This is a genomic window from Campylobacter concisus (assembly GCF_003048595.2).
GTDB lineage: Bacteria > Campylobacterota > Campylobacteria > Campylobacterales > Campylobacteraceae > Campylobacter_A > Campylobacter_A concisus_L.
The window spans coordinates 617,693-634,936 of the sequence record NZ_CP049270.1 but is presented as its reverse complement, the minus strand read 5'-3'; the positions used below and the strand labels follow the sequence as shown (position 1 = coordinate 634,936).

At 37.0% G+C, this 17,244-nt stretch carries 22 protein-coding genes; 8 read left to right on the top strand and 14 right to left on the bottom strand.

What is annotated here, in order from left to right; translation table 11 throughout:
• The gene (gene hemB, locus CVT15_RS03190; RefSeq protein WP_103576492.1) at positions 1–972 is read right to left on the bottom strand and encodes a porphobilinogen synthase; all 972 of its coding nucleotides are present in this window, start codon (positions 970–972) and stop codon (positions 1–3) included.
• A 68-nt stretch (positions 973–1,040) separates the two neighbouring features.
• Between hemB and ribA the strand changes: the two genes are divergently transcribed.
• The 5 genes from ribA to htpX are packed head-to-tail and all read left to right on the top strand — an operon-like array spanning position 1,041 to position 3,598.
• Positions 1,041–1,604 (top strand): GTP cyclohydrolase II, encoded by a 564-nt coding sequence (gene ribA / locus CVT15_RS03185; protein WP_103576491.1) that lies wholly within the window; start codon positions 1,041–1,043, stop codon positions 1,602–1,604.
• Positions 1,604–2,170, top strand: coding sequence for a 16S rRNA (guanine(527)-N(7))-methyltransferase RsmG (gene rsmG / locus CVT15_RS03180; protein WP_103576490.1), 567 nt, complete (start codon positions 1,604–1,606; stop codon positions 2,168–2,170). Before ribA ends, rsmG begins: the two co-directional genes overlap by 1 nt.
• On the top strand, positions 2,167–2,361 hold the full coding sequence (locus CVT15_RS03175) for a hypothetical protein (RefSeq protein WP_087585674.1): 195 nt from the start codon (positions 2,167–2,169) through the stop codon (positions 2,359–2,361). The genes rsmG and CVT15_RS03175 overlap by 4 nt, the downstream gene beginning before the upstream one ends.
• A complete protein-coding gene (locus CVT15_RS03170; protein WP_103576489.1) occupies positions 2,358–2,723 on the top strand; it encodes a hypothetical protein in 366 nt (121 codons plus the stop codon). The genes CVT15_RS03175 and CVT15_RS03170 overlap by 4 nt, the downstream gene beginning before the upstream one ends.
• A gap of 8 nt (positions 2,724–2,731) precedes the next feature.
• Positions 2,732–3,598 (top strand): zinc metalloprotease HtpX, encoded by an 867-nt coding sequence (gene htpX / locus CVT15_RS03165; protein WP_103576488.1) that lies wholly within the window; start codon positions 2,732–2,734, stop codon positions 3,596–3,598.
• A gap of 587 nt (positions 3,599–4,185) precedes the next feature.
• On the opposite strand, the gene CVT15_RS03160 is transcribed toward htpX, so the two are convergent.
• From CVT15_RS03160 to CVT15_RS03140, 5 genes are read right to left on the bottom strand one after another with little or no spacing between them, the layout of a single operon-like run.
• Positions 4,186–4,587 carry a flagellar protein FlaH gene (locus CVT15_RS03160; RefSeq protein ID WP_103576487.1) on the bottom strand — a complete coding sequence of 134 codons (402 nt, stop codon included), beginning with the start codon at positions 4,585–4,587 and terminating at the stop codon, positions 4,186–4,188.
• On the bottom strand, positions 4,578–5,009 hold the full coding sequence (locus CVT15_RS03155; protein ID WP_107897984.1) for a peptide deformylase: 432 nt from the start codon (positions 5,007–5,009) through the stop codon (positions 4,578–4,580). The genes CVT15_RS03160 and CVT15_RS03155 overlap by 10 nt, the downstream gene beginning before the upstream one ends.
• A gap of 9 nt (positions 5,010–5,018) precedes the next feature.
• The gene (locus tag CVT15_RS03150) at positions 5,019–6,032 is read right to left on the bottom strand and encodes an alanine racemase (RefSeq protein ID WP_103576485.1); all 1,014 of its coding nucleotides are present in this window, start codon (positions 6,030–6,032) and stop codon (positions 5,019–5,021) included.
• A complete protein-coding gene (cmeU, locus tag CVT15_RS03145; RefSeq protein ID WP_103576484.1) occupies positions 6,025–6,264 on the bottom strand; it encodes a CmeU family protein in 240 nt (79 codons plus the stop codon). The genes CVT15_RS03150 and cmeU overlap by 8 nt, the downstream gene beginning before the upstream one ends.
• A 2-nt stretch (positions 6,265–6,266) precedes the next feature.
• On the bottom strand, positions 6,267–7,232 hold the full coding sequence (locus CVT15_RS03140) for a L,D-transpeptidase family protein (RefSeq protein ID WP_021090919.1): 966 nt from the start codon (positions 7,230–7,232) through the stop codon (positions 6,267–6,269).
• Positions 7,233–7,368: 136 nt separating this feature from the next.
• Here CVT15_RS03140 and CVT15_RS03135 point away from each other — a divergent pair, with 136 nt between their 5' ends.
• Genes CVT15_RS03135 through CVT15_RS03125 form a run of 3 tightly spaced genes read left to right on the top strand, consistent with a single transcriptional unit; the run spans position 7,369 to position 8,810 of the window.
• Positions 7,369–7,791 (top strand): copper chaperone PCu(A)C, encoded by a 423-nt coding sequence (locus CVT15_RS03135; RefSeq protein ID WP_103576483.1) that lies wholly within the window; start codon positions 7,369–7,371, stop codon positions 7,789–7,791.
• Entirely contained in the window at positions 7,791–8,258 is a 468-nt protein-coding gene (locus tag CVT15_RS03130; RefSeq protein ID WP_035167203.1) for a hypothetical protein, read from the top strand. Before CVT15_RS03135 ends, CVT15_RS03130 begins: the two co-directional genes overlap by 1 nt.
• 9 nt (positions 8,259–8,267) lie before the next feature.
• Positions 8,268–8,810 carry an SCO family protein gene (locus tag CVT15_RS03125; RefSeq protein ID WP_107897985.1) on the top strand — a complete coding sequence of 181 codons (543 nt, stop codon included), beginning with the start codon at positions 8,268–8,270 and terminating at the stop codon, positions 8,808–8,810.
• 302 nt (positions 8,811–9,112) lie between these two features.
• Here CVT15_RS03125 and CVT15_RS03120 read toward each other — a convergent pair whose 3' ends face one another.
• The 8 genes from CVT15_RS03120 to CVT15_RS10300 form a co-directional block, all read right to left on the bottom strand.
• Entirely contained in the window at positions 9,113–9,454 is a 342-nt protein-coding gene (locus tag CVT15_RS03120) for a chaperone NapD (protein WP_103577085.1), read from the bottom strand.
• Positions 9,451–10,386: a WD40 repeat domain-containing protein gene (locus CVT15_RS03115; RefSeq protein WP_103577086.1), complete on the bottom strand. Its 936-nt coding sequence runs from the start codon at positions 10,384–10,386 to the stop codon at positions 9,451–9,453. The genes CVT15_RS03120 and CVT15_RS03115 overlap by 4 nt, the downstream gene beginning before the upstream one ends.
• A complete protein-coding gene (locus tag CVT15_RS03110) occupies positions 10,383–10,850 on the bottom strand; it encodes a 4Fe-4S ferredoxin (RefSeq protein ID WP_103577087.1) in 468 nt (155 codons plus the stop codon). The genes CVT15_RS03115 and CVT15_RS03110 overlap by 4 nt, the downstream gene beginning before the upstream one ends.
• Positions 10,850–11,377 carry a nitrate reductase cytochrome c-type subunit gene (locus tag CVT15_RS03105; RefSeq protein ID WP_054196378.1) on the bottom strand — a complete coding sequence of 176 codons (528 nt, stop codon included), beginning with the start codon at positions 11,375–11,377 and terminating at the stop codon, positions 10,850–10,852. The genes CVT15_RS03110 and CVT15_RS03105 overlap by 1 nt, the downstream gene beginning before the upstream one ends.
• Positions 11,374–12,165 (bottom strand): quinol dehydrogenase ferredoxin subunit NapH, encoded by a 792-nt coding sequence (gene napH / locus CVT15_RS03100; RefSeq protein ID WP_054196377.1) that lies wholly within the window; start codon positions 12,163–12,165, stop codon positions 11,374–11,376. The genes CVT15_RS03105 and napH overlap by 4 nt, the downstream gene beginning before the upstream one ends.
• Entirely contained in the window at positions 12,162–12,920 is a 759-nt protein-coding gene (gene napG / locus CVT15_RS03095; protein WP_087577164.1) for a ferredoxin-type protein NapG, read from the bottom strand. Before napG ends, napH begins: the two co-directional genes overlap by 4 nt.
• A gap of 9 nt (positions 12,921–12,929) precedes the next feature.
• Positions 12,930–15,710 (bottom strand): nitrate reductase catalytic subunit NapA, encoded by a 2,781-nt coding sequence (gene napA, locus CVT15_RS03090; RefSeq protein WP_103577088.1) that lies wholly within the window; start codon positions 15,708–15,710, stop codon positions 12,930–12,932.
• Positions 15,711–16,249: 539 nt separating this feature from the next.
• Positions 16,250–16,774: a methyl-accepting chemotaxis protein gene (locus tag CVT15_RS10300; RefSeq protein WP_159070040.1), complete on the bottom strand. Its 525-nt coding sequence runs from the start codon at positions 16,772–16,774 to the stop codon at positions 16,250–16,252.
• Between the last annotated feature and the right edge of the window lie 470 nt (positions 16,775–17,244).

Sequence of the window (17,244 nt, the reverse complement as noted above, 5' to 3'; positions counted from 1 at the left end):
TTAGCCCCTTAAAATTTTGGCTGCTTCTTTTGCATGATATGTGATGATCAAATTTGCCCCTGCTCTTTTAAAGCCGATTAATGTCTCCATCATAACGCGCTCGTAGTCAATGATGCCAGCTTTTGCGCCAGCTTTTAGCAGTGCGTACTCGCCGCTTACGTTATAGACGCAGATAGGCAGAAGTGTTAAATTTCTAAGCTCTCTAACGACGTCAAGATAGGCAAGTGCTGGCTTTACCATCAAGATATCAGCGCCTTGTGCCTCGTCTTGCAAGCTCTCGTTGATCGCCTCTAGGCGGTTTGCGCTGTCCATTTGGTAGCTCTTTCTATCGCCAAAGCTTGGTGCGCTTTGTGCCACATCGCGAAATGGTCCGTAGTATGCTGAAGCAAATTTAGTCGAGTATGCCATCACTGGCAAATTCTCAAAGCCATTGCTATCAAGCGTCTCTCTTAGCGTTGCGATGATGCCATCCATCATACCGCTTGGTGCGATCATATCAGAGCCATTTTTAGCGTGTATCAAGGCTTGTTTAGCTGAAATTTCAAGCGTTGCGTCGTTGTCGATGGTGTTATGTACGTGGTCGATTATGCCGCAGTGGCCGTGGTCTGTATATTCGCAAAAGCAAAGATCAGTGACGACTACCAAATTTGGAAATTTATCTTTTATGGCTCTAAGCGCAGTTGCGATAATACCGTCATTACTTAGTGCGTCACTGCCAACGCTATCTTTTAGGCTTGGTATGCCAAATAAAATGATCGATTTTATGCCCAAATTTACTATCTCCTCACACTCTTTTAAAATTTCATCAATACTCATTTGATAAACGCCTGGCATCGAAGAAATTTCGTTTTTAATGTTTTTACCTTCGACCACAAAGAGCGGATAAATGAAGTCATTTACGCTAAGGCTAGTCTCTCGCACCATGTCTCTCAAAGCTGGATTTATTCTTAATCTTCTAAAACGTTTAAACATATTTTTGCCTTTTCTTTGTTAAAATGCGTGATTTTTAGCTAGTTTAGCACAGTTGGAGTAAATTTAAAATGAAAATAGAAATTTCAAATGCGGCAAATCTACCTTCAAGATTTGGCACTTATAAGGTTCAAGCCTTCAAAGAAGGGGCAAAAGAGCACCTCGTGATCTACAAAGAGCCTTTAAGCGAGGTGGTAAATCTTAGAATTCACTCCGAATGCCTAACTGGAGATGCGATCGGGAGCCTAAAGTGCGACTGTCGCGACCAACTTGAAGCGAGCCTAAAATATATCGAAGAAAATGGCGGCATGGTCATCTACCTGCGTCAAGAGGGCAGAAATATCGGGCTTTTAAACAAGATAAACGCTTACAGCCTACAAGATAAAGGCTTTGATACCATTGAAGCCAACCACCAGCTAGGTTTTAAGGCTGATGAGAGGACTTACGAAGTGGTTGATTTTATCCTAAATCACTACGGCATAAAAGAGGTAAATTTACTCACAAATAACCCTTTAAAACTTCACGGACTAAGCTCAGTAAAGATCGTAAAACGCGTGCCTATTATCATAAAACCAAACAAATTTAACGAAGGCTACTTGAAAGTAAAAAAAGAGCAAATGGGACACATCCTGTGATGAAAAATGAGTTTTGTTTGCTAGCTATGTTTGACGAAAAAGTAAAGGCTTACGCTCAAATTTTTGCTAAATTTAACCGAGTTCATAGTTTAAGCAACTATAAAGATATAAGCGAGCAGGTGTTTGATAGCATTAGGCCACTTGAAATTTTTGATCTAAGTGCCAAAACTGCGATCGATGTTGGAAGTGGGGCTGGCTTTCCAGCGATATTTTTAGCACTCGCAATGCCACAAACGAAATGGCACCTTTTTGAGCCGATAGTCAAAAAGTCATCATTTCTAAGCTACGCTAAGATCGAGCTTGGCTTGCAAAATTTAGAAGTTCATAGCCAAAAGATCGAGCTTGCAGATAAATTTACGGCTGATCTCATCACCTCAAGGGCGCTTAGTAAGACAAAAGAGCTTATAAAAATTTGTGAGGGATTTTATGATGAGAGCACTAAATTTCTCATCTACAAGGGCTCAAGCGTCATGGATGAAATTTCAGGCATCAACGCGCAAATTTATAATGAAAAAAATAGAAACTACATATTTTTTAATCTAAAAAACCATGGAGAAAAACATTGAAATACTTGCTTTTTGCGGCGATTTTAGTTGCGATTTACATTATATTTTTTAAAAATAGAAAAAATAGTGACAAGGTAAGCAGCAGCAACTTCGAAGAGTGCAGCAAATGCGGTGTCTTTACAGACATTGACCAAATGGTGCTACGAGATGGAAAATACATCTGCAAAGAGTGCATAAAGAGTGAGAGATGAAAATTTTAGGTGATGAACTGATCAAATTTGAGCCACTGTTTCTTTGCAAGAGCGAGGCAGACGTGCTAAGTGGTAGGCAAAATCTCTTTAAATTTGATAGAAATTTGATAAAAAAAGCGTTAAGTCTTGGTGCTAGCTTTAGCGTTTTTGCAGAAAATTTAAACGAAGCGATAGTCGCAAACGCCGCTGGAGCAAAATTTATTATTGCCGATATTGACATTGCAAAAGATTTAGCAAAGATTGCTGAGAGTTATTTATTTGACGCGCTTATAGCTGTTTTGATAAAAGATGAAATCGAGCTGACACAACTTGCAAAATTTAACATAGACGCTGCGATCTTGCCAAACGCCATAAAACAATAAGGAAAGAAATGGAAATTTTTAAAACTGCTTTTTTAATGGTTACTTTAATGCTGATTTTTATCGCTGTTGGCGGATATATTGGCGGTGAGCATGGCATGATGATCGCCTTTTTGATAGCGACTGGTACAAACATTTTTTCATACTTTTTTAGCGACAAGCTGGTGCTCAAAAGATATAACGCCATCCCTGTTAACGAAAGCAACGCTCACGGCCTTTACGAGATCGTCTCTCGCCTCACGCAAAAGGCGAATTTGCCGATGCCAAAAATCTATATTATCCCAGAGCAAGTACCAAACGCCTTTGCTACAGGCAGAAATCCAAGCCATGCGGCCGTAGCAGTAACTGAAGGGCTTTTAAAAATTTTAAACGAAAACGAGATCGAAGGTGTGTTGGCTCATGAACTAAGCCACGTAAGGCACTACGACATACTAACTGGCTCAGTCGCAGCCATACTAGCTGGCGCAATAGCAATGGTCGCAAATTTTGCCAAAATAGGTACCATAGCCGGTCAAAATCAAAACTCACAGCGAAATAGTAATGGCATAGTTATGCTAATCATAGCGGTCGTAATGCCAATAGCTGCCACTATCGTACAAATGGCAATCTCAAGGGAGCGCGAGTACAAGGCCGACAAGGGCGCAGCACTGCTAACTGGGCATCCAGAGTGGCTTGCAAGCGCACTAACCAAGCTTGAAAACTACTCAAATTCTTACGTCATGCAAAACGCAAGTGAACAAAGTGCTCATATGTTTATTGTAAATCCATTTGGTTCGCTTACCGACAAGCTTAGCGTGCTTTTTAGAACGCATCCAAGCACAAGCGACAGGATCGCTGAGCTTGAAAGACTTAAACAAGAGATAAAAAGAGGCATGTAAAAATTTAGTTCTAGTAAAATTTGGGCTAAACTTCTTCTTTTTACCATCTTTTTTTGGCTTTAAATATAGACATTTTCAAGAAATTTTAAATTTTATGAGCGAGTATATAACGACTATAAATTTAGTGGCAAGTATCCATGAGAATTAAGTTTAATAGTCTGCTAAGACAAATGAATAAGATTTCAAAATTTACAAATTTGTTTGTTCAAGAAAAAGGAAACTTGAATTATACTTTGCAAGCTTGTAATTACACAACATAAATATAAATTCTATTGCTAGAAGGAAGAAGCCTGAATTACGGTCTGCTTGCAGTTGTGAGCTCGCGAAGCAAAAGAACTCTCTTCCCCCTTAATAATCACTCTACCCCTGACACTCTCAAGGGGCATGCAAACTTACTAATGTACTGAATGCGATTAAAAGACCATGGCAAATTTTGTAATTTACGAGTGAGTATATCGCGACTCTAAAATTTGAGACAATCAGCAAGCGAAATCAAATTTTAGTAGTCGATTCTTGTGAGTAAATAGAATTTTAAAATTGTAAAGGATCAAATTTGTAACCAAAAAACCGAAATTTAATTCCAAATTTCACTGCAATTTCTTGCAGTCGCGATCTTCTATAGTGTACTCAAAGATCAGCTCACCATTTTCTGAATAAAAAAGCTCGTCCAAGGTAACACCTATACTCAGCATATTTAAGATTTCTTTATCTTTGCAAGCGGTTCGTAAATTTTCCTTTTTGATAGCTTCGATAAATTCCAAAAGCTCTTTCTCTTCAAGCCTTTTGATCTCTTGTTTTCTTGCGTGTTTGATGGCATATCTATAAACGAGCGTATCGCCGACATTTAGGATATCGTTTAGTATAAGTGTTGGTGTGCAGATAAATGGAAGCTTTTTTTTGTAGTAAGTTGCATGATTTTTCGCTGCCATATCTGGCGTAAGAGCCAGGGCAAGCGAGTAAAAAAACAGTAAAAAAATGACTACTCGCAACTACTTTTATCCAAATTTATATCAAAAAAATGCCTGCCTTCAAAGCCGTAACTACCACTTAGCGTGATGCCACGATTTAGCACAGCTCTAGCCATACCTGAATTGCAAAGCGCATCTTTTCCGTTTTTATAAAACTCATCTTTTAAAGCTAAAATTTGAGCTTTGTTGTAGCCTTTTATCTTCTTTGTCTTAGTCTCGTTTAAAACAAACTCGCCATGTATGTTTAGCCCGCTGCTACTCACATCTTTTAGCGTAATCATCTCATCGACTCTGCTTGGCAAATTTGGCTTTGTAGTTTGGACGACAAAAGCTGGGATCTGCTTAGTATCAAGCTGATTTAATATCTGCTCATAAATTTTAAACTCACTCTCTTGCACACCAAAAGCAAGGCTAGCAAAAGCTAATAAAACGATCTTTTTCACATATTACCTTTATATAAATTTCCTAGTGATGTTTGGCGAGAGCTTTACTAAAATATCATAATTTATCGTATCAAAAAATTTCGCCCAAATATTTGCATCCTCAAAGACACAGACACATTCGCCGCTATCTTTGCAGCTAAAGCTATCCATTGAAATTTTGCCTAATATTGGCTCATTATTAGCAAGTCTTAGTTCGCCACATCCATTGTATCTTAGCAATCCATCACCATATCCAAGATCATAAGTAGCTACTTTTATATCTTCTTTTGCACTAAATTTAGCACCATATCCAACACCTTGACCACTTTTTAAAATACGCCTGCTAACTCTTTTTGCCCATAGTGAAAGTACTGGCTTTAAGTCCAAACTATCACCAAACTGAGTGTATCCATACTGAGCGATGCCAACACGCACCATATCATCATCGATTTTGCTTGCTCTTTCAAGCGCAGCTGAGTTGTGAGAGTGAAAGATCGGTTTTTTTATACCAAACTCATCGCAAAGAGCCAAAATTTTCTCTTTTGCTGCCCTAAAATTTTCTCTTTGCACGAAATAATCAGCATTTAGCTCATCACTTGCACGAAAATGAGTATAAGCTCCAAGAAGCTCCAAATTCCTTCTTGTTAAAATTTCAAAGGCGTAATCAAGCTCGCTAATATCAAGCCCATTTCTATGCATACCAGTGTCGATTGCAAGGTTGATTTTTGAGCCACCTTTTATCTTTAAAAGCGCCTCTATGTCATTTATCGCATAGATAAATTTACTACTTTCATTTCCGGTTGGGATATGTGAGAGAATGAGAATATTTTCAAATATGTCAGAAATTTCATCTGCCTCAAACTCACTTTTTACAGCACAAATTTCTATGCCAAATTTTTTAGCTTCATTTGCAATAAGCCTTGCGCCATGACCATAAGCATTGTCTTTTAATACAACTATTACTTTCTCTTTGCCACCAGCTTTAGTACAAATTTGAGTGAGGTTATGGATATATGAAGCTTTATTTAGGCGTATTTCAGACATTAAAATTCACATTAAAAGCAGTATAAACATCCGGTAAAAGTTTTCTTACGTTGTAATCAAATGCATAAAATTTAGCGTAAATTTCTTTCAGATCAGCCTCTTTTACTTTGCTAAAATCAAAAACATCAGTACCATCTTTCTTTGGAACTTGGCGGTCAAGCTCAGCAAAAAACGCACTCCTTGCCTCTAAAATTTTTTCGATTTTTTCTTTTACTTCTTGAGATTTTTCCACTTTTACTCCTCTATAAAAATTTTCATATCATCGTTATAAAGCTTCACATAAAGCGTCTTTTGACCAGCAAATTTATGTGTATCTGAAACATAATCTTCATAAAAACTCACACGAAAAAGCCTATCATTTTTAAGATTTGGATAAGGCGTGATGAGAAAATTTGAAAAAGAAATGCGTTTTTTCTCTTTTTTAGAAAAAATAGCCCGCTTCATACTTTTAAATTTTTCCAAGCTCATACCATCGTATCGCTCAAAGTTTTTATCGTAAAATTTAAGATAGTTTTCAATGTCGCTCTCACTCCATGTCTTTTTCCAGCCCAAAAGTCCAGAAATGATAACTGCAATATCTTTTGCGCTAGCTTCTGGACGCTTATCTTCATAGATAAATGCAAGTGTTTTTTTGTGATCCACTACATCATCAAATTTCATCAAAGTATCATTTTGCATAGCCACGCAGCCTTTTGTTTTTAGCTCATCTGTCCTTTGACCATCAAGTGGATAGCCATGTATCCAAATACCGCCACCATTTCGCTTTGCAAGTTTATCAAGTAAATTTGGATATGAAAGCGAAAATGCGAGTGGGCCAAGATATCTATCATTTGGCGTAAATCTACGTGTAAGCTGATACACTCCAACCGGTGTTTTTAGATCGCCTTCAAGAAGCTTATCACCATTTTTGCCAACTATAACGCTTGAGCTAAAAAGCTTTTTTGTAATGCCACCATTATAAGAGATCACTTCAAGCTTCTTTTTAGTTTTATCAACTACACTTAGAAGTATCTCATTGTCATAATATCCATATCTTACATCCTTGCCCTCAAGCTTTTTTAGCCAGTAATCCTTACTTAAAATATTTTTTTCGATGGCGTCAATAACAGCAGCTGAGCCATTTTTTAAGTAAATTTCTTCGTAATTTTGGGCAAAAAGACAAGGCGATAACGCAATGAAGAAAAATATAATTTTTTTCAAGTGAAATGTCCCAAAAAGTAAAATTTAGTCCGTAATTATATCCTAAAAATTTATATTTTTAGATTTTAAAGGTAAATTAAGTAGTTTTAAATGTATAATGTGAAAACCATTATTAATTTTATCACAAAGGAAAAATATGAAGAAAATCGTTTTTGGTGCGATGCTTGTAGCTTCTACTCTTATGGCGGCTGATATCAGCCTAGAAAATGTTAGAGCTAGAGATACAAAACCTGGCACAAACAATAGTGCAATTTTTATGGATATAAAAAATGCTTCAAATTCTGATGTAAAGCTTATTGGTGCTCATTCAAGCGTTTGCAAAAGTACAGAAATTCATACACACAAAATGAATGATGGTATGATGGCTATGGTTCAAATCGAAGATGCAGTGATTCCAAAAAATGGCGAAACAAAACTAGCTCCTGGCGGTTTACACATTATGCTTATGGATCTAAATAAACCATTAAAAGATGGTGATAAAGTTGATTTAGAGCTAAAATTTAGCAATGGCGAGAGTATAAAGCTTGATAATATCGGAGTAACTAAAAACTTTAAATAATGAAAAAAATCATAATTATTTTTTCATTTATCTTTATTGTTCTAGGTGCTTTTTCGATAGGCTATAAGCTTATGACAACAAGTAAAGAAGATCCACCTGAATTTGCCGATGTAAACACATCGCTAGATCCTTTAAAATGTGATCTAAACAATAAATCTTGTGAGATGGAATTTAAAGGCGTAAAGCTAAAAATAGACATCTCGCCAAGACCTATTTATGCTATGAGACCTTTTAGCTTTAAAATCATTAACGGTAAAAATTTAGGGCTAAAAAATCCTAGTCTTGAGATAGACGGCATAAACATGAACATGGGATCAATCAAAGCAAGACTTGAGCCAAGAGGTGATAACTTAACTGCTCAAGTAGTGCTAAGTGCTTGTGTTGTCGAGCTTATGAGATATCGATTTAAAGTGCTTGATGATGAAAAAGAAACTGGTTTTTTTGTAGATCTTGATCTAAAATTATAGAGGGTAACGATGAAAAAGGCATTTTGGGGCTTAATAATAATCTTAATTTGTATAGGTGTTGCACTTTTGCTGATAAAGCCAAACAAGTATGATTTTAAGGCACTTTCGCAAAATGGTGAAGTAAGTCTTAAAAATTACGACGGAAAGTACAAAGTTATATATTTTGGTTATCTTTTTTGCCCCGATGTCTGCCCTACTGCGCTCTCTTTGATTGGCGATGAACTAAACAAGCTAAAAAGAGATGACTTTGAGTTACTTTTTATTACGCTTGATCCTGAACGCGACACTCCTGAAAATTTAACTCTAATGGCAAAAAATTTCTATAAAGATGCCGATGGATTAAAACTAAATGCCTTAAGAGAAGTGGCAAAAACCTATGGTGTAAAATTTCAAAAAGTCCGTCTTGAAAACTCAGCCATGGGCTACTCTGTTGCTCACAGCTCTTCAATATATTTAATAGACAAAAAAGGAAATTTTTATAAAGAAATTTCAAATCTAACAAATGAAAACATTAGAGAAAATTTATTAAATTTGATTAAAGATAGACCTTAGGCTATAAATTTAGTAAGCCAAAACTGGCCTACTAAAATTCTTTATGCAAGCATCATCTCAAGATCTTCTAAGCTAAAATTTAATTCACTTGTTATGTTTTTTGATTTTAATGCTTACTGAGTGATTTTTCACCAAAAATCTAAATTAAGCCATTGAACATAAATTTAAATCTACAAACCAAATAAAGTTGATTAAGCGATAGTAGTACTAGCAACGAATTTATTAAGAAGATCTGTACGAAAAGTAGGCTTTTGCACTATAAATTTTAATGATAATGCAAAAGCTAAAAAATTTAAGTTTTACTATTTCACTCTATAATGCACGCTACCGCCATAAGTAATATCTTCAGCTTTTACCTCATCACTTGTTAAAATTTCACTTATCTTGCCATTTTCTTCTAGTTTTTTCCTATTTTCTTCGGCATCTTCTTGATAGCTGTAAACCATCGCAACGCTCACCACTCCACTGATAGCTTCTATCTTTTTAAAATTTTTTATCTCATCCTCAATGCTATCTGAACTAACTACCACTACGATTCTATCGTCTGCATCGGTTATTATTTCACACTCTTTTAGCTTTTTTATCTCATTTTTTACACTTTCATTTTTATTATCCGTATAAACTATTAAACTTGAAATATTCATTTAATTCTCCAAAACAAAATTTTATTCTCATAGGCTGAAGTTACGACTTCGTTATCGCTTATAAAAACTATGCTATTTATCGTACTTTGTCCAGTTTTTAGCATTGCGATATTTTCTAAGCTTTTGCTATCAACTAAATTTACATCGCTCATCTCATCGCTCATATAAGCTGCCACTCTACCATCATCGCTAAGGCCGACACCATAGACCAAAAAGCCGGTATTTATCTTTTTTAGGCTTCCAGCTGAAAATATCCCCACGATCCTGTCGGTACCTCCGCTGATCATGACTCCATTTTTATATGAGATGTCGTAGATATTGTCTGTATGAATGTCTAAAATTTGATCCATTTTTTTAGCTTTTATATTATAAAAGTAGACCTTCCCGCTCTCACAAGCGATAGCTAGAGTGCTTCTATCTTCGTTTATCTCCATATCTGAGAGCATCGCGATAGAGATCTTAAAACTATCATAAATTTCGCCACTTTTTAGGTTTAAAAAGTAAATTTCATTGCTAATTGAAGCAAGCACAACATGCTCATTATCTAAAAATAATGCCTTTTTTATCGCTTGATTATCCATTTTTATGCTTCTCATCTGTCCATTTTCTCTTAGATGAAGCACCTTTGTAGCATAGTCACCTTCGCTAAGTATAAGAGTTTTGCCATCAAATTCATCAATGCTTAAAATTTTTGGTCTTTCATGATCACTAACGTAGGTTTTTATATCATCCATCTTAATGATCTCTTCAAATTTAGACTCTTTAGGATCATAAATTTCAACCGTCCCTCCATCAGTCGCGATAAAGAGTTTGCCATTTATTAGCGTTGTGCTTAGCACATTTGCACTAGCCTCTATTTGCTTGTATGGAGTGGTGATCTCGCTTGCAAAGATAAAATTTAATAAACAAAAAATAAAAAACAAAGCTCTCATAAGGCCTCCATTTGAAGTGAATTTTTAAAGCAAACATCAAAGCATTCGCCGCAACTTACGCATTTTTGATTAACAATAGGACGAAAAACGCCAAGAAATTCGACTGCTTTAAATTTACAAGCATCAAGGCAGTTGTAGCAGATTGTATCGTTCCATGCTAGACAGCTAGAAACATCGATGCTAACTTTTGCATTTATACTCTTTGGTGAGCTTGGGCTTAATGTCTTTTTACCAAGACTCTCACAAGCCTTTGCACACTCTTCGCAAAAGTCACAGCCCAGCTTTTTAACTTTAAAAACTACCCTTTCATTTTCAAAGCTAAGAAGCTCTTTTTTACAAGCATTTACACAGCTAGCATCGCATCCACCGCAGTCAAACTCTCCGCTAAAAAATGGCGGAGTTATAAATTTGGGAGCAGATTTTGCCCCCAAAATTTTACTAAAAAGCTCTCGCCTGCTTTGCATTATTTAACACCATCGTTTAAAACATCTAGCAAGTTTGACTTATGAGTGCCGTTTTTATCTCTAAAATCAGGCTTAAATTTATTACCAACGAGCTGCGTTACACCATTTTGTTGCTCAACGTGGCATGTTGTGCAGTTATATCTTTCATCATCAAGCTTGCCTGCAAGATCTTTTTTGTTTCTGATATCATAAAAGTGAGATGATGGTATCGGTGTTGCTCCACTATCTTTTGCAAACTCAGGCATATGGCAGGTTACGCACATATTCATATCTTTTGTGATAGGTACTAAACCCTCAGTATCGTGTGGGATAAATGGTGGTGCATTTTCAAAAGACCTATCAAATTTCTTTGACATACCAGCTGGCTCTTTTGTGTAGTTCACATCTTTTAATACAACGTCTTTATCGTCTAGCAAATCGATATTTCTAAGGCCGATTTGCGAATCACTAATACTTGGATTATTAAAAGTACATGCCGCAAAAAACGCAGCACACAATCCTCCAAGCATCATTATTTTTATTTTCATTTTTCTCTCCTTAAATTTCTAATACTAAATTTCAAAGCCCCGTCTCCACAAACATCAATGCACCTGCCACAGCTTATGCACTCACTTGAGCTAACTGAGCGGCTCTCTTTACCGATCATGTCAAGCACTTGCATTTCTGGGCAAATAAGCTTACATTTCATACATTTTGTGCAAGCCTGGGCATCATGTTTTACTCTAATTAGGGCAAATTTTGAGATAATGGCATAAAAGGCACCAAGTGGACAAACGTGCGAGCAAATGCCACGCTTTAACACAAACATATCAAAAGCAATGATCGCAACTGCTATGCCTAAAGCACTAGCTGAGCCGTAAATAATGCCACGCTGAATAATGCCAATATAGCTAACGCTCTCAAATACTGGATAAGACAAAGCAAGGCTTAATATAAGAGCAAGAGCCAGCAAGTAATAACGTAAATTTTTACTCACATTTAAGACTTTTTCGCCCTTAAAGCCAAATTTCCCTCTTAGTTTAAAAGCGATATCGGTTAGTAAATTTATTGGGCATATCCACGAACAAAACGCTCTTGGAGCAACTAGCGCGTAAAATGCAAAGATAATGCCAGCTCCAATAATTGCATTTATGCCAGCACTAAAGCTTGCAAGTAAAATTTGAACCAAAGCAAATGGATCGCTTAGTGGAATTTTTCCAAAAAGCAAAGATGAGCTTAAATTTCCACTAAGTATCTTAACTCCGTAAAAATTTCCTAGGACAAATAGTGCTAGGATAGAAATTTGAGTTATTCGTCTTAAGATTAAAAATTTCATAGCTCACCACCATTTAGATAATCAGTCGCTTTTTTAATGTCAAGCTTTATTTTGCTGTCTGCATCGTCTATGCGTCTTTCATCTTCTTTTATCCAGCCTTTGACGTAGTTATCGCCTACTTTGCCAAGCACCGCGTCACGATTTAGCACGGTAATGGCCGCTTTTTTAGTGATACAGGCTCGCTCGCATAGGCCACATCCGGTGCAGATGTCGCTATCGACCACTGGAAGTAAAAAGGCATGCTTTTGCGTCCTTTCGTTGCGGCGATACTCAAGATATAAGGCTTTATCCAAAAGAGGACAAGCCCTGTAACAAGCATCGCACTGTATGCCCCAGTGCGCCACGCAGTTTTTCATATCGACCACCGCAACACCCATTTTGGCCTTATTTATGTCAAGCTTACCTTTTGTGCTTACTAAATTTACGTCCAAAGCTCCAGTCGGACAGGCTGGCACACAAGGGATATTTTCACACATATAGCAAGGAATTTTTCTAGGCTCAAAATAAGGCGTTCCAATGCTTATGCCATCTTCTAGCGATGAGAGCTTTAGCGTATCAAATGGACAAGCCTCTACGCAAAGTCCACACCTAATGCAGCTTTGTAAAAATTGCTTCTCTTCCTTTGCACCAGGAGGCCTAAGAAGCATAAGTGGCGAAGCTTTAGCGCTAAGCGACCAAACAAAGCCTCCGCCAAGAGCTAAAAGTGCTACTTTTGCTCCAAATTTTAAAGCCTCTCGCCTACTTGAAAATCCCATATCGCTCACCTATGCTTTGTAAATTTTAACCGCACACTTTTTATAATCAGTCTCTTTTGAGATTGGGCAAGTAGCGTCAAGACATACTTTGTTTATATATACGTTTTCATCAAAGAAAGGCACATAAACAAGACCTACTGGCGGCTTATTTCTACCTTTTAGATCTACTCTTGCTTTTACCTTGCCACGGCGTGACTCGACCCAAACGATCTCGTTTTGCATTACGCCAAGATTTTTAGCATCATCTTCGTGCATATAGCAAAGCGCCTCTGGAACCGCTCTATAAAGCTCAGGAACACGCATAGTCATCGTACCTGTATGCCAGTGCTCTAGAACACGGCCAGTACATAGCCAGAATGGATAATCTTTGCTTGGCATCTCGCATGGATCCATGTAAGGACGGAAGAAAATTTTCGCTTTGTTTGCAAGAGGAGTTTTCTCTTGATTTTTCACGCCTTTTAGATCACCTGTTGGAAGTGCTGCATTTTTGTTGCCATAGAACGCAAATTTCTCATTTGGGGCAGCTTTTTTAGCGTATGGGTCAAATTTAGTATTAAATCTCCACTGAGTCTCTTTGCCATCAACTACTGGCCATCTAAGACCTCTTACTCTGTGGTAAGTGTCAAAGTCAGCTAGGTCGTGACCATGTCCAACGCCAAATTTTCTATACTCTTCCCAAAGATATTTATGGATGAAAAATCCATATCCTTTAAATTCTTTACCATCTGAGCCGATCACTTTTCTGCTATCGCCAAATACTTCTGTATTGTCGTAGTTTTCCATGATCGGATCGTTTGCGCTAAATTTCTTAGCCTCCTCGTTTGCAAAAAGCACGTCAAATAGCGTATCTTCTTCGCTGTATCCCATAGCTTTTGCCTCTTCAAGCACGCTTGGAAGTGTCACTTTGTCGTTTAGTTTTTTCTCGCCCCAAACGTCTTTTAGCTTAAAGCGCTTACTAAATTCCATCATTTGCCAAATATCGGGCATCGCTTCACCAACTGGAAGCACTTGCTGTCTCCAGTGTTGTGTCCTTCTTTCAGCATTACCGTATGCGCCCCATTTTTCATATATCATCGCAGTTGGAAGGATAAGGTCAGCCACTTTTGCAGAAATTCCTGGATAAGGGTCGCTTACGACGATAAAGTTGTCCATCTCGCGAGCCGCTTTGATCCAGTGGTTTGCGTTTGCAGTATTTTGCCATGGGTTATTTACCTGAACCCAGATAAATTTAACCTTGCCATCCTCAACGTCACGCATCATTTTTACGTAGTGTGAGCCTGGAACGGCATTTAGTGTTCCAGCAGGTAGTTTCCAAATTTTTTCAGTTGTCTCTCTGTGTTTTGGATTGGCGACAACCATATCAGCTGGCAAGCGGTGAACGAATGTTCCAACCTCTCTTGCAGTGCCACATGCACTTGGTTGTCCAGTTAGAGAAAAAGCACCTGAGCCTGGAAGTGCTTGTTTGCCAAGTAAGAAGTGAACCATATAAGCTTGCTCATTTACCCATGTGCCACGTTGGTGTTGGTTAAAGCCCATAGTCCAGAAACTTACAACTTTGCGGTTTTTTTCGATATAAAGATCAGCAAGTGCTTTTAGTTTTTTCTTAAATTCTTCTATATCTTCGTTTGGATCGCCCTTTGCCACCTTTGCAGTAAAGTCAAGCGTGTAAGGATCAAGAGCTTTTTTAAACTCTTCAAATGTTATTTGCCAGTGATCGCCAGCCTTTGCAGCATTTTTATTTTCAAGTGTATCACCAGCTTTTAGTCCAAGATAAGAAAGCGTAACGCCCTCAGCCTCGCTTAGTACCTTTGACTTCTCAGTCGCAGCAGTATCTAGCTCGCTTGGAGCATATTTTTTGTGATGAATGTCTGGGCGCAGACCATATCCGATATCAACTGGGCCAGCTGTGAAGACACAGTGCTTTTTAACAAATTCTTCATCGATCATCTCTGGGTGGTTATAAACTATCTCGCGAGCGATGTAGTTCCAGATAGCAAGGTCAGATGACGGAGCAAAAATGATCTCGATGTCAGCTAAATTTGATGTTCTAGTTGAGTAGGTGCTTAAATTTACGACCTTTACTCTATCAGGATCGCTAAGCTTTCTATCGCTCACACGTGCCCAAAGGATCGGGTGCATCTCAGCCATATTTGCGCCCCAAGCCACGATAGTATCAGTTAGTTCGATATCATCAAAACAGCCTGATGGCTCGTCTATACCAAAAACTTGCATAAAGCCAACAACCGCGCTTGCCATGCAGTGTCTTGCGTTTGGATCGATGCTATTGCTTCTAAAGCCACCTTTTATAAGCTTAACAGCAGCGTAACCTTCTGGAATTGTATATTGACCAGAGCCTAGAACTCCGATACCATGAGGTCCTAGCTCATCATATGCTTTTCTAAACTGAGCCTCCATAACATCAAATGCTTGCTTCCAGCTTACTTGCTTAAATTTACCCTTTTTATCAAATTCTCCTTTTTCATTTACACGTAAAAGCGGATGAGTGATCCTGTCCTCGCCGTACATGATCTTAGCATTAAAATAGCCTTTAATGCAGTTTAGACCACGATTTACTGGTGCTTCTGGATCGCCTTTTACAGCTACTATCTTGCCCTCTTTTGTAGCGACCATGATGCCACATCCGGTTCCACAAAATCTACAGGCAGCCTTATCCCAACGCCAGCCTTTTTCAGCTTCATTTGCCGCGCTTAGCGAGCTTGGTACGGCTATACCAGCACTAGCACAAGCAGCACTAGCCGCAGCACTTTTTATGAATTCTCGTCGATTCATTCTTTCTCCTTTAAAGATTTAAAACAAATTTAATTGATATTAACCTTGCAAAACTTATTTACAACTGATTTACATTTACAAAAATTTCAAAAAACTTAAGCTAAAAATGTAAATATTTTTCTACATAAAAATATTAATTTTCTCACAAAGTACGATTTTAAAAGAAAATACTATTTAATAAAATTTAAAAATTTTAGAGTAGTTATCAAAAAAGCTAAAGAAAACAAAGTAAAATTGTTTTTAAATATTTGAGTAAAAAAGTAACATAAAGTATTATTAAAAATTTTATCTCCTTACTGAAATAGCAATAATTGTAAGAATAAATTCTAATAATTTTTATTACATTACGACAAACATAATCTATAAAAATTTAACTAGCAATATCACTATAAAGCTATAAATATTAGATTATTTTTAAAAATTTTATTATATTTAAAAAACAAAAAATAATTTTAAGATTAGAGATAAAAAGGAGTTATTTTCATCCTCAAATTTTGAGGATGAAATATTAATGAAATTTTAAATATCAAGCCGCAAGGTTAAAATTTATTCTTTTTAACATCAGCTACTATTGTCTTAGCCATTTCATCTATTTGAGCAGTGATTTCATTCGTTGAGCTCACTATATCAACATTTTGCTTTGTAATGCTATCAATCTGGCTTACGCTTTGATTTATCATATTTATGCCTTCGCTTTGCTCTCTGATGCTCTCGCTCATCTCATTGATACTTTGAGTAAGTATATTTGCGTTAGTTTCGATCTCACCAAGTGATTTTTGAGTTCGCTCAGCTAGTTTTCTAACCTCGTCGGCAACTACGGCAAAGCCTCGTCCATGCTCACCAGCACGTGCTGCTTCGATAGCAGCGTTTAGAGCAAGTAGATTTGTTTGATCGGCTATATCTCTAATAATAACGATGATGTTTTTAATCTCTTCAGATTGTTTTATAACATCTACAGTCTTTTGGCTAATTGCGCTCATTGAGCTACTCATTTGTTCGATCGCAGCAGCACTTTCCTGGAGAGAATTTGCCTGTGTGCTAGCACCTTGAGTTACTTGCTTCATTGATGCATCTAAATTTTTGGCTTTTTCTTCTAAGAATTGTGCTTGTTTTAGATTAAACGCAAGCATATTAGCTATCTCTTCGCCAAGCTCATTTGTTACTAGTTCGACATTGCCTTTGGCATCCAAAATTCTTGAAGTAAAATCAGAATTTCTAAAATCATTAAAAGTTTTTTGGATCATATTTAAATCGCTACCGACTCTTTTTTCCAAAACATCTAGCATTTTATTTAAGACATCTTTTAATTCGATTAGCTTTGGATTAGCTGGAACATCTACTATCCTTGCTTTTAAATTTCCATTTTCTATCGCCTTTGCAGTCTCAACAGATTGAGATACCACTCTAGAGTCTTGATCGGCATTGTCAAAAATTTTAGCAATATTATCATTTATTAGTTTGCTCATTACGCCAAATTCATCTTTTGTTGCCACCTTTGAAACAACTGGCTCTTTTATCTCAAAATTTAAAAATC

What these genes read in the sequence shown, in the direction of transcription:
- CVT15_RS03125 (WP_107897985.1), top strand. Translation starts at nt 8,268, where the DNA reads ATGAAAAAGGCATTTTGGGGCTTAATAATAATCTTAATTTGTATAGGT.
- CVT15_RS03150 (WP_103576485.1), bottom strand. Translation starts at nt 6,032, where the DNA reads ATGTCTGAAATACGCCTAAATAAAGCTTCATATATCCATAACCTCACT.
- ribA (WP_103576491.1), top strand. Translation starts at nt 1,041, where the DNA reads ATGAAAATAGAAATTTCAAATGCGGCAAATCTACCTTCAAGATTTGGC.
- CVT15_RS03115 (WP_103577086.1), bottom strand. Translation starts at nt 10,386, where the DNA reads ATGAGAGCTTTGTTTTTTATTTTTTGTTTATTAAATTTTATCTTTGCA.
- htpX (WP_103576488.1), top strand. Translation starts at nt 2,732, where the DNA reads ATGGAAATTTTTAAAACTGCTTTTTTAATGGTTACTTTAATGCTGATT.
- CVT15_RS03170 (WP_103576489.1), top strand. Translation starts at nt 2,358, where the DNA reads ATGAAAATTTTAGGTGATGAACTGATCAAATTTGAGCCACTGTTTCTT.
- napA (WP_103577088.1), bottom strand. Translation starts at nt 15,710, where the DNA reads ATGAATCGACGAGAATTCATAAAAAGTGCTGCGGCTAGTGCTGCTTGT.
- CVT15_RS03105 (WP_054196378.1), bottom strand. Translation starts at nt 11,377, where the DNA reads ATGAAAATAAAAATAATGATGCTTGGAGGATTGTGTGCTGCGTTTTTT.
- CVT15_RS10300 (WP_159070040.1), bottom strand. Translation starts at nt 16,774, where the DNA reads ATGAAGCAAGTAACTCAAGGTGCTAGCACACAGGCAAATTCTCTCCAG.
- napG (WP_087577164.1), bottom strand. Translation starts at nt 12,920, where the DNA reads ATGGGATTTTCAAGTAGGCGAGAGGCTTTAAAATTTGGAGCAAAAGTA.
- napH (WP_054196377.1), bottom strand. Translation starts at nt 12,165, where the DNA reads ATGAAATTTTTAATCTTAAGACGAATAACTCAAATTTCTATCCTAGCA.
- CVT15_RS03110 (WP_103577087.1), bottom strand. Translation starts at nt 10,850, where the DNA reads ATGCAAAGCAGGCGAGAGCTTTTTAGTAAAATTTTGGGGGCAAAATCT.
- CVT15_RS03135 (WP_103576483.1), top strand. Translation starts at nt 7,369, where the DNA reads ATGAAGAAAATCGTTTTTGGTGCGATGCTTGTAGCTTCTACTCTTATG.
- rsmG (WP_103576490.1), top strand. Translation starts at nt 1,604, where the DNA reads ATGAAAAATGAGTTTTGTTTGCTAGCTATGTTTGACGAAAAAGTAAAG.
- hemB (WP_103576492.1), bottom strand. Translation starts at nt 972, where the DNA reads ATGTTTAAACGTTTTAGAAGATTAAGAATAAATCCAGCTTTGAGAGAC.
- CVT15_RS03120 (WP_103577085.1), bottom strand. Translation starts at nt 9,454, where the DNA reads ATGAATATTTCAAGTTTAATAGTTTATACGGATAATAAAAATGAAAGT.
- CVT15_RS03130 (WP_035167203.1), top strand. Translation starts at nt 7,791, where the DNA reads ATGAAAAAAATCATAATTATTTTTTCATTTATCTTTATTGTTCTAGGT.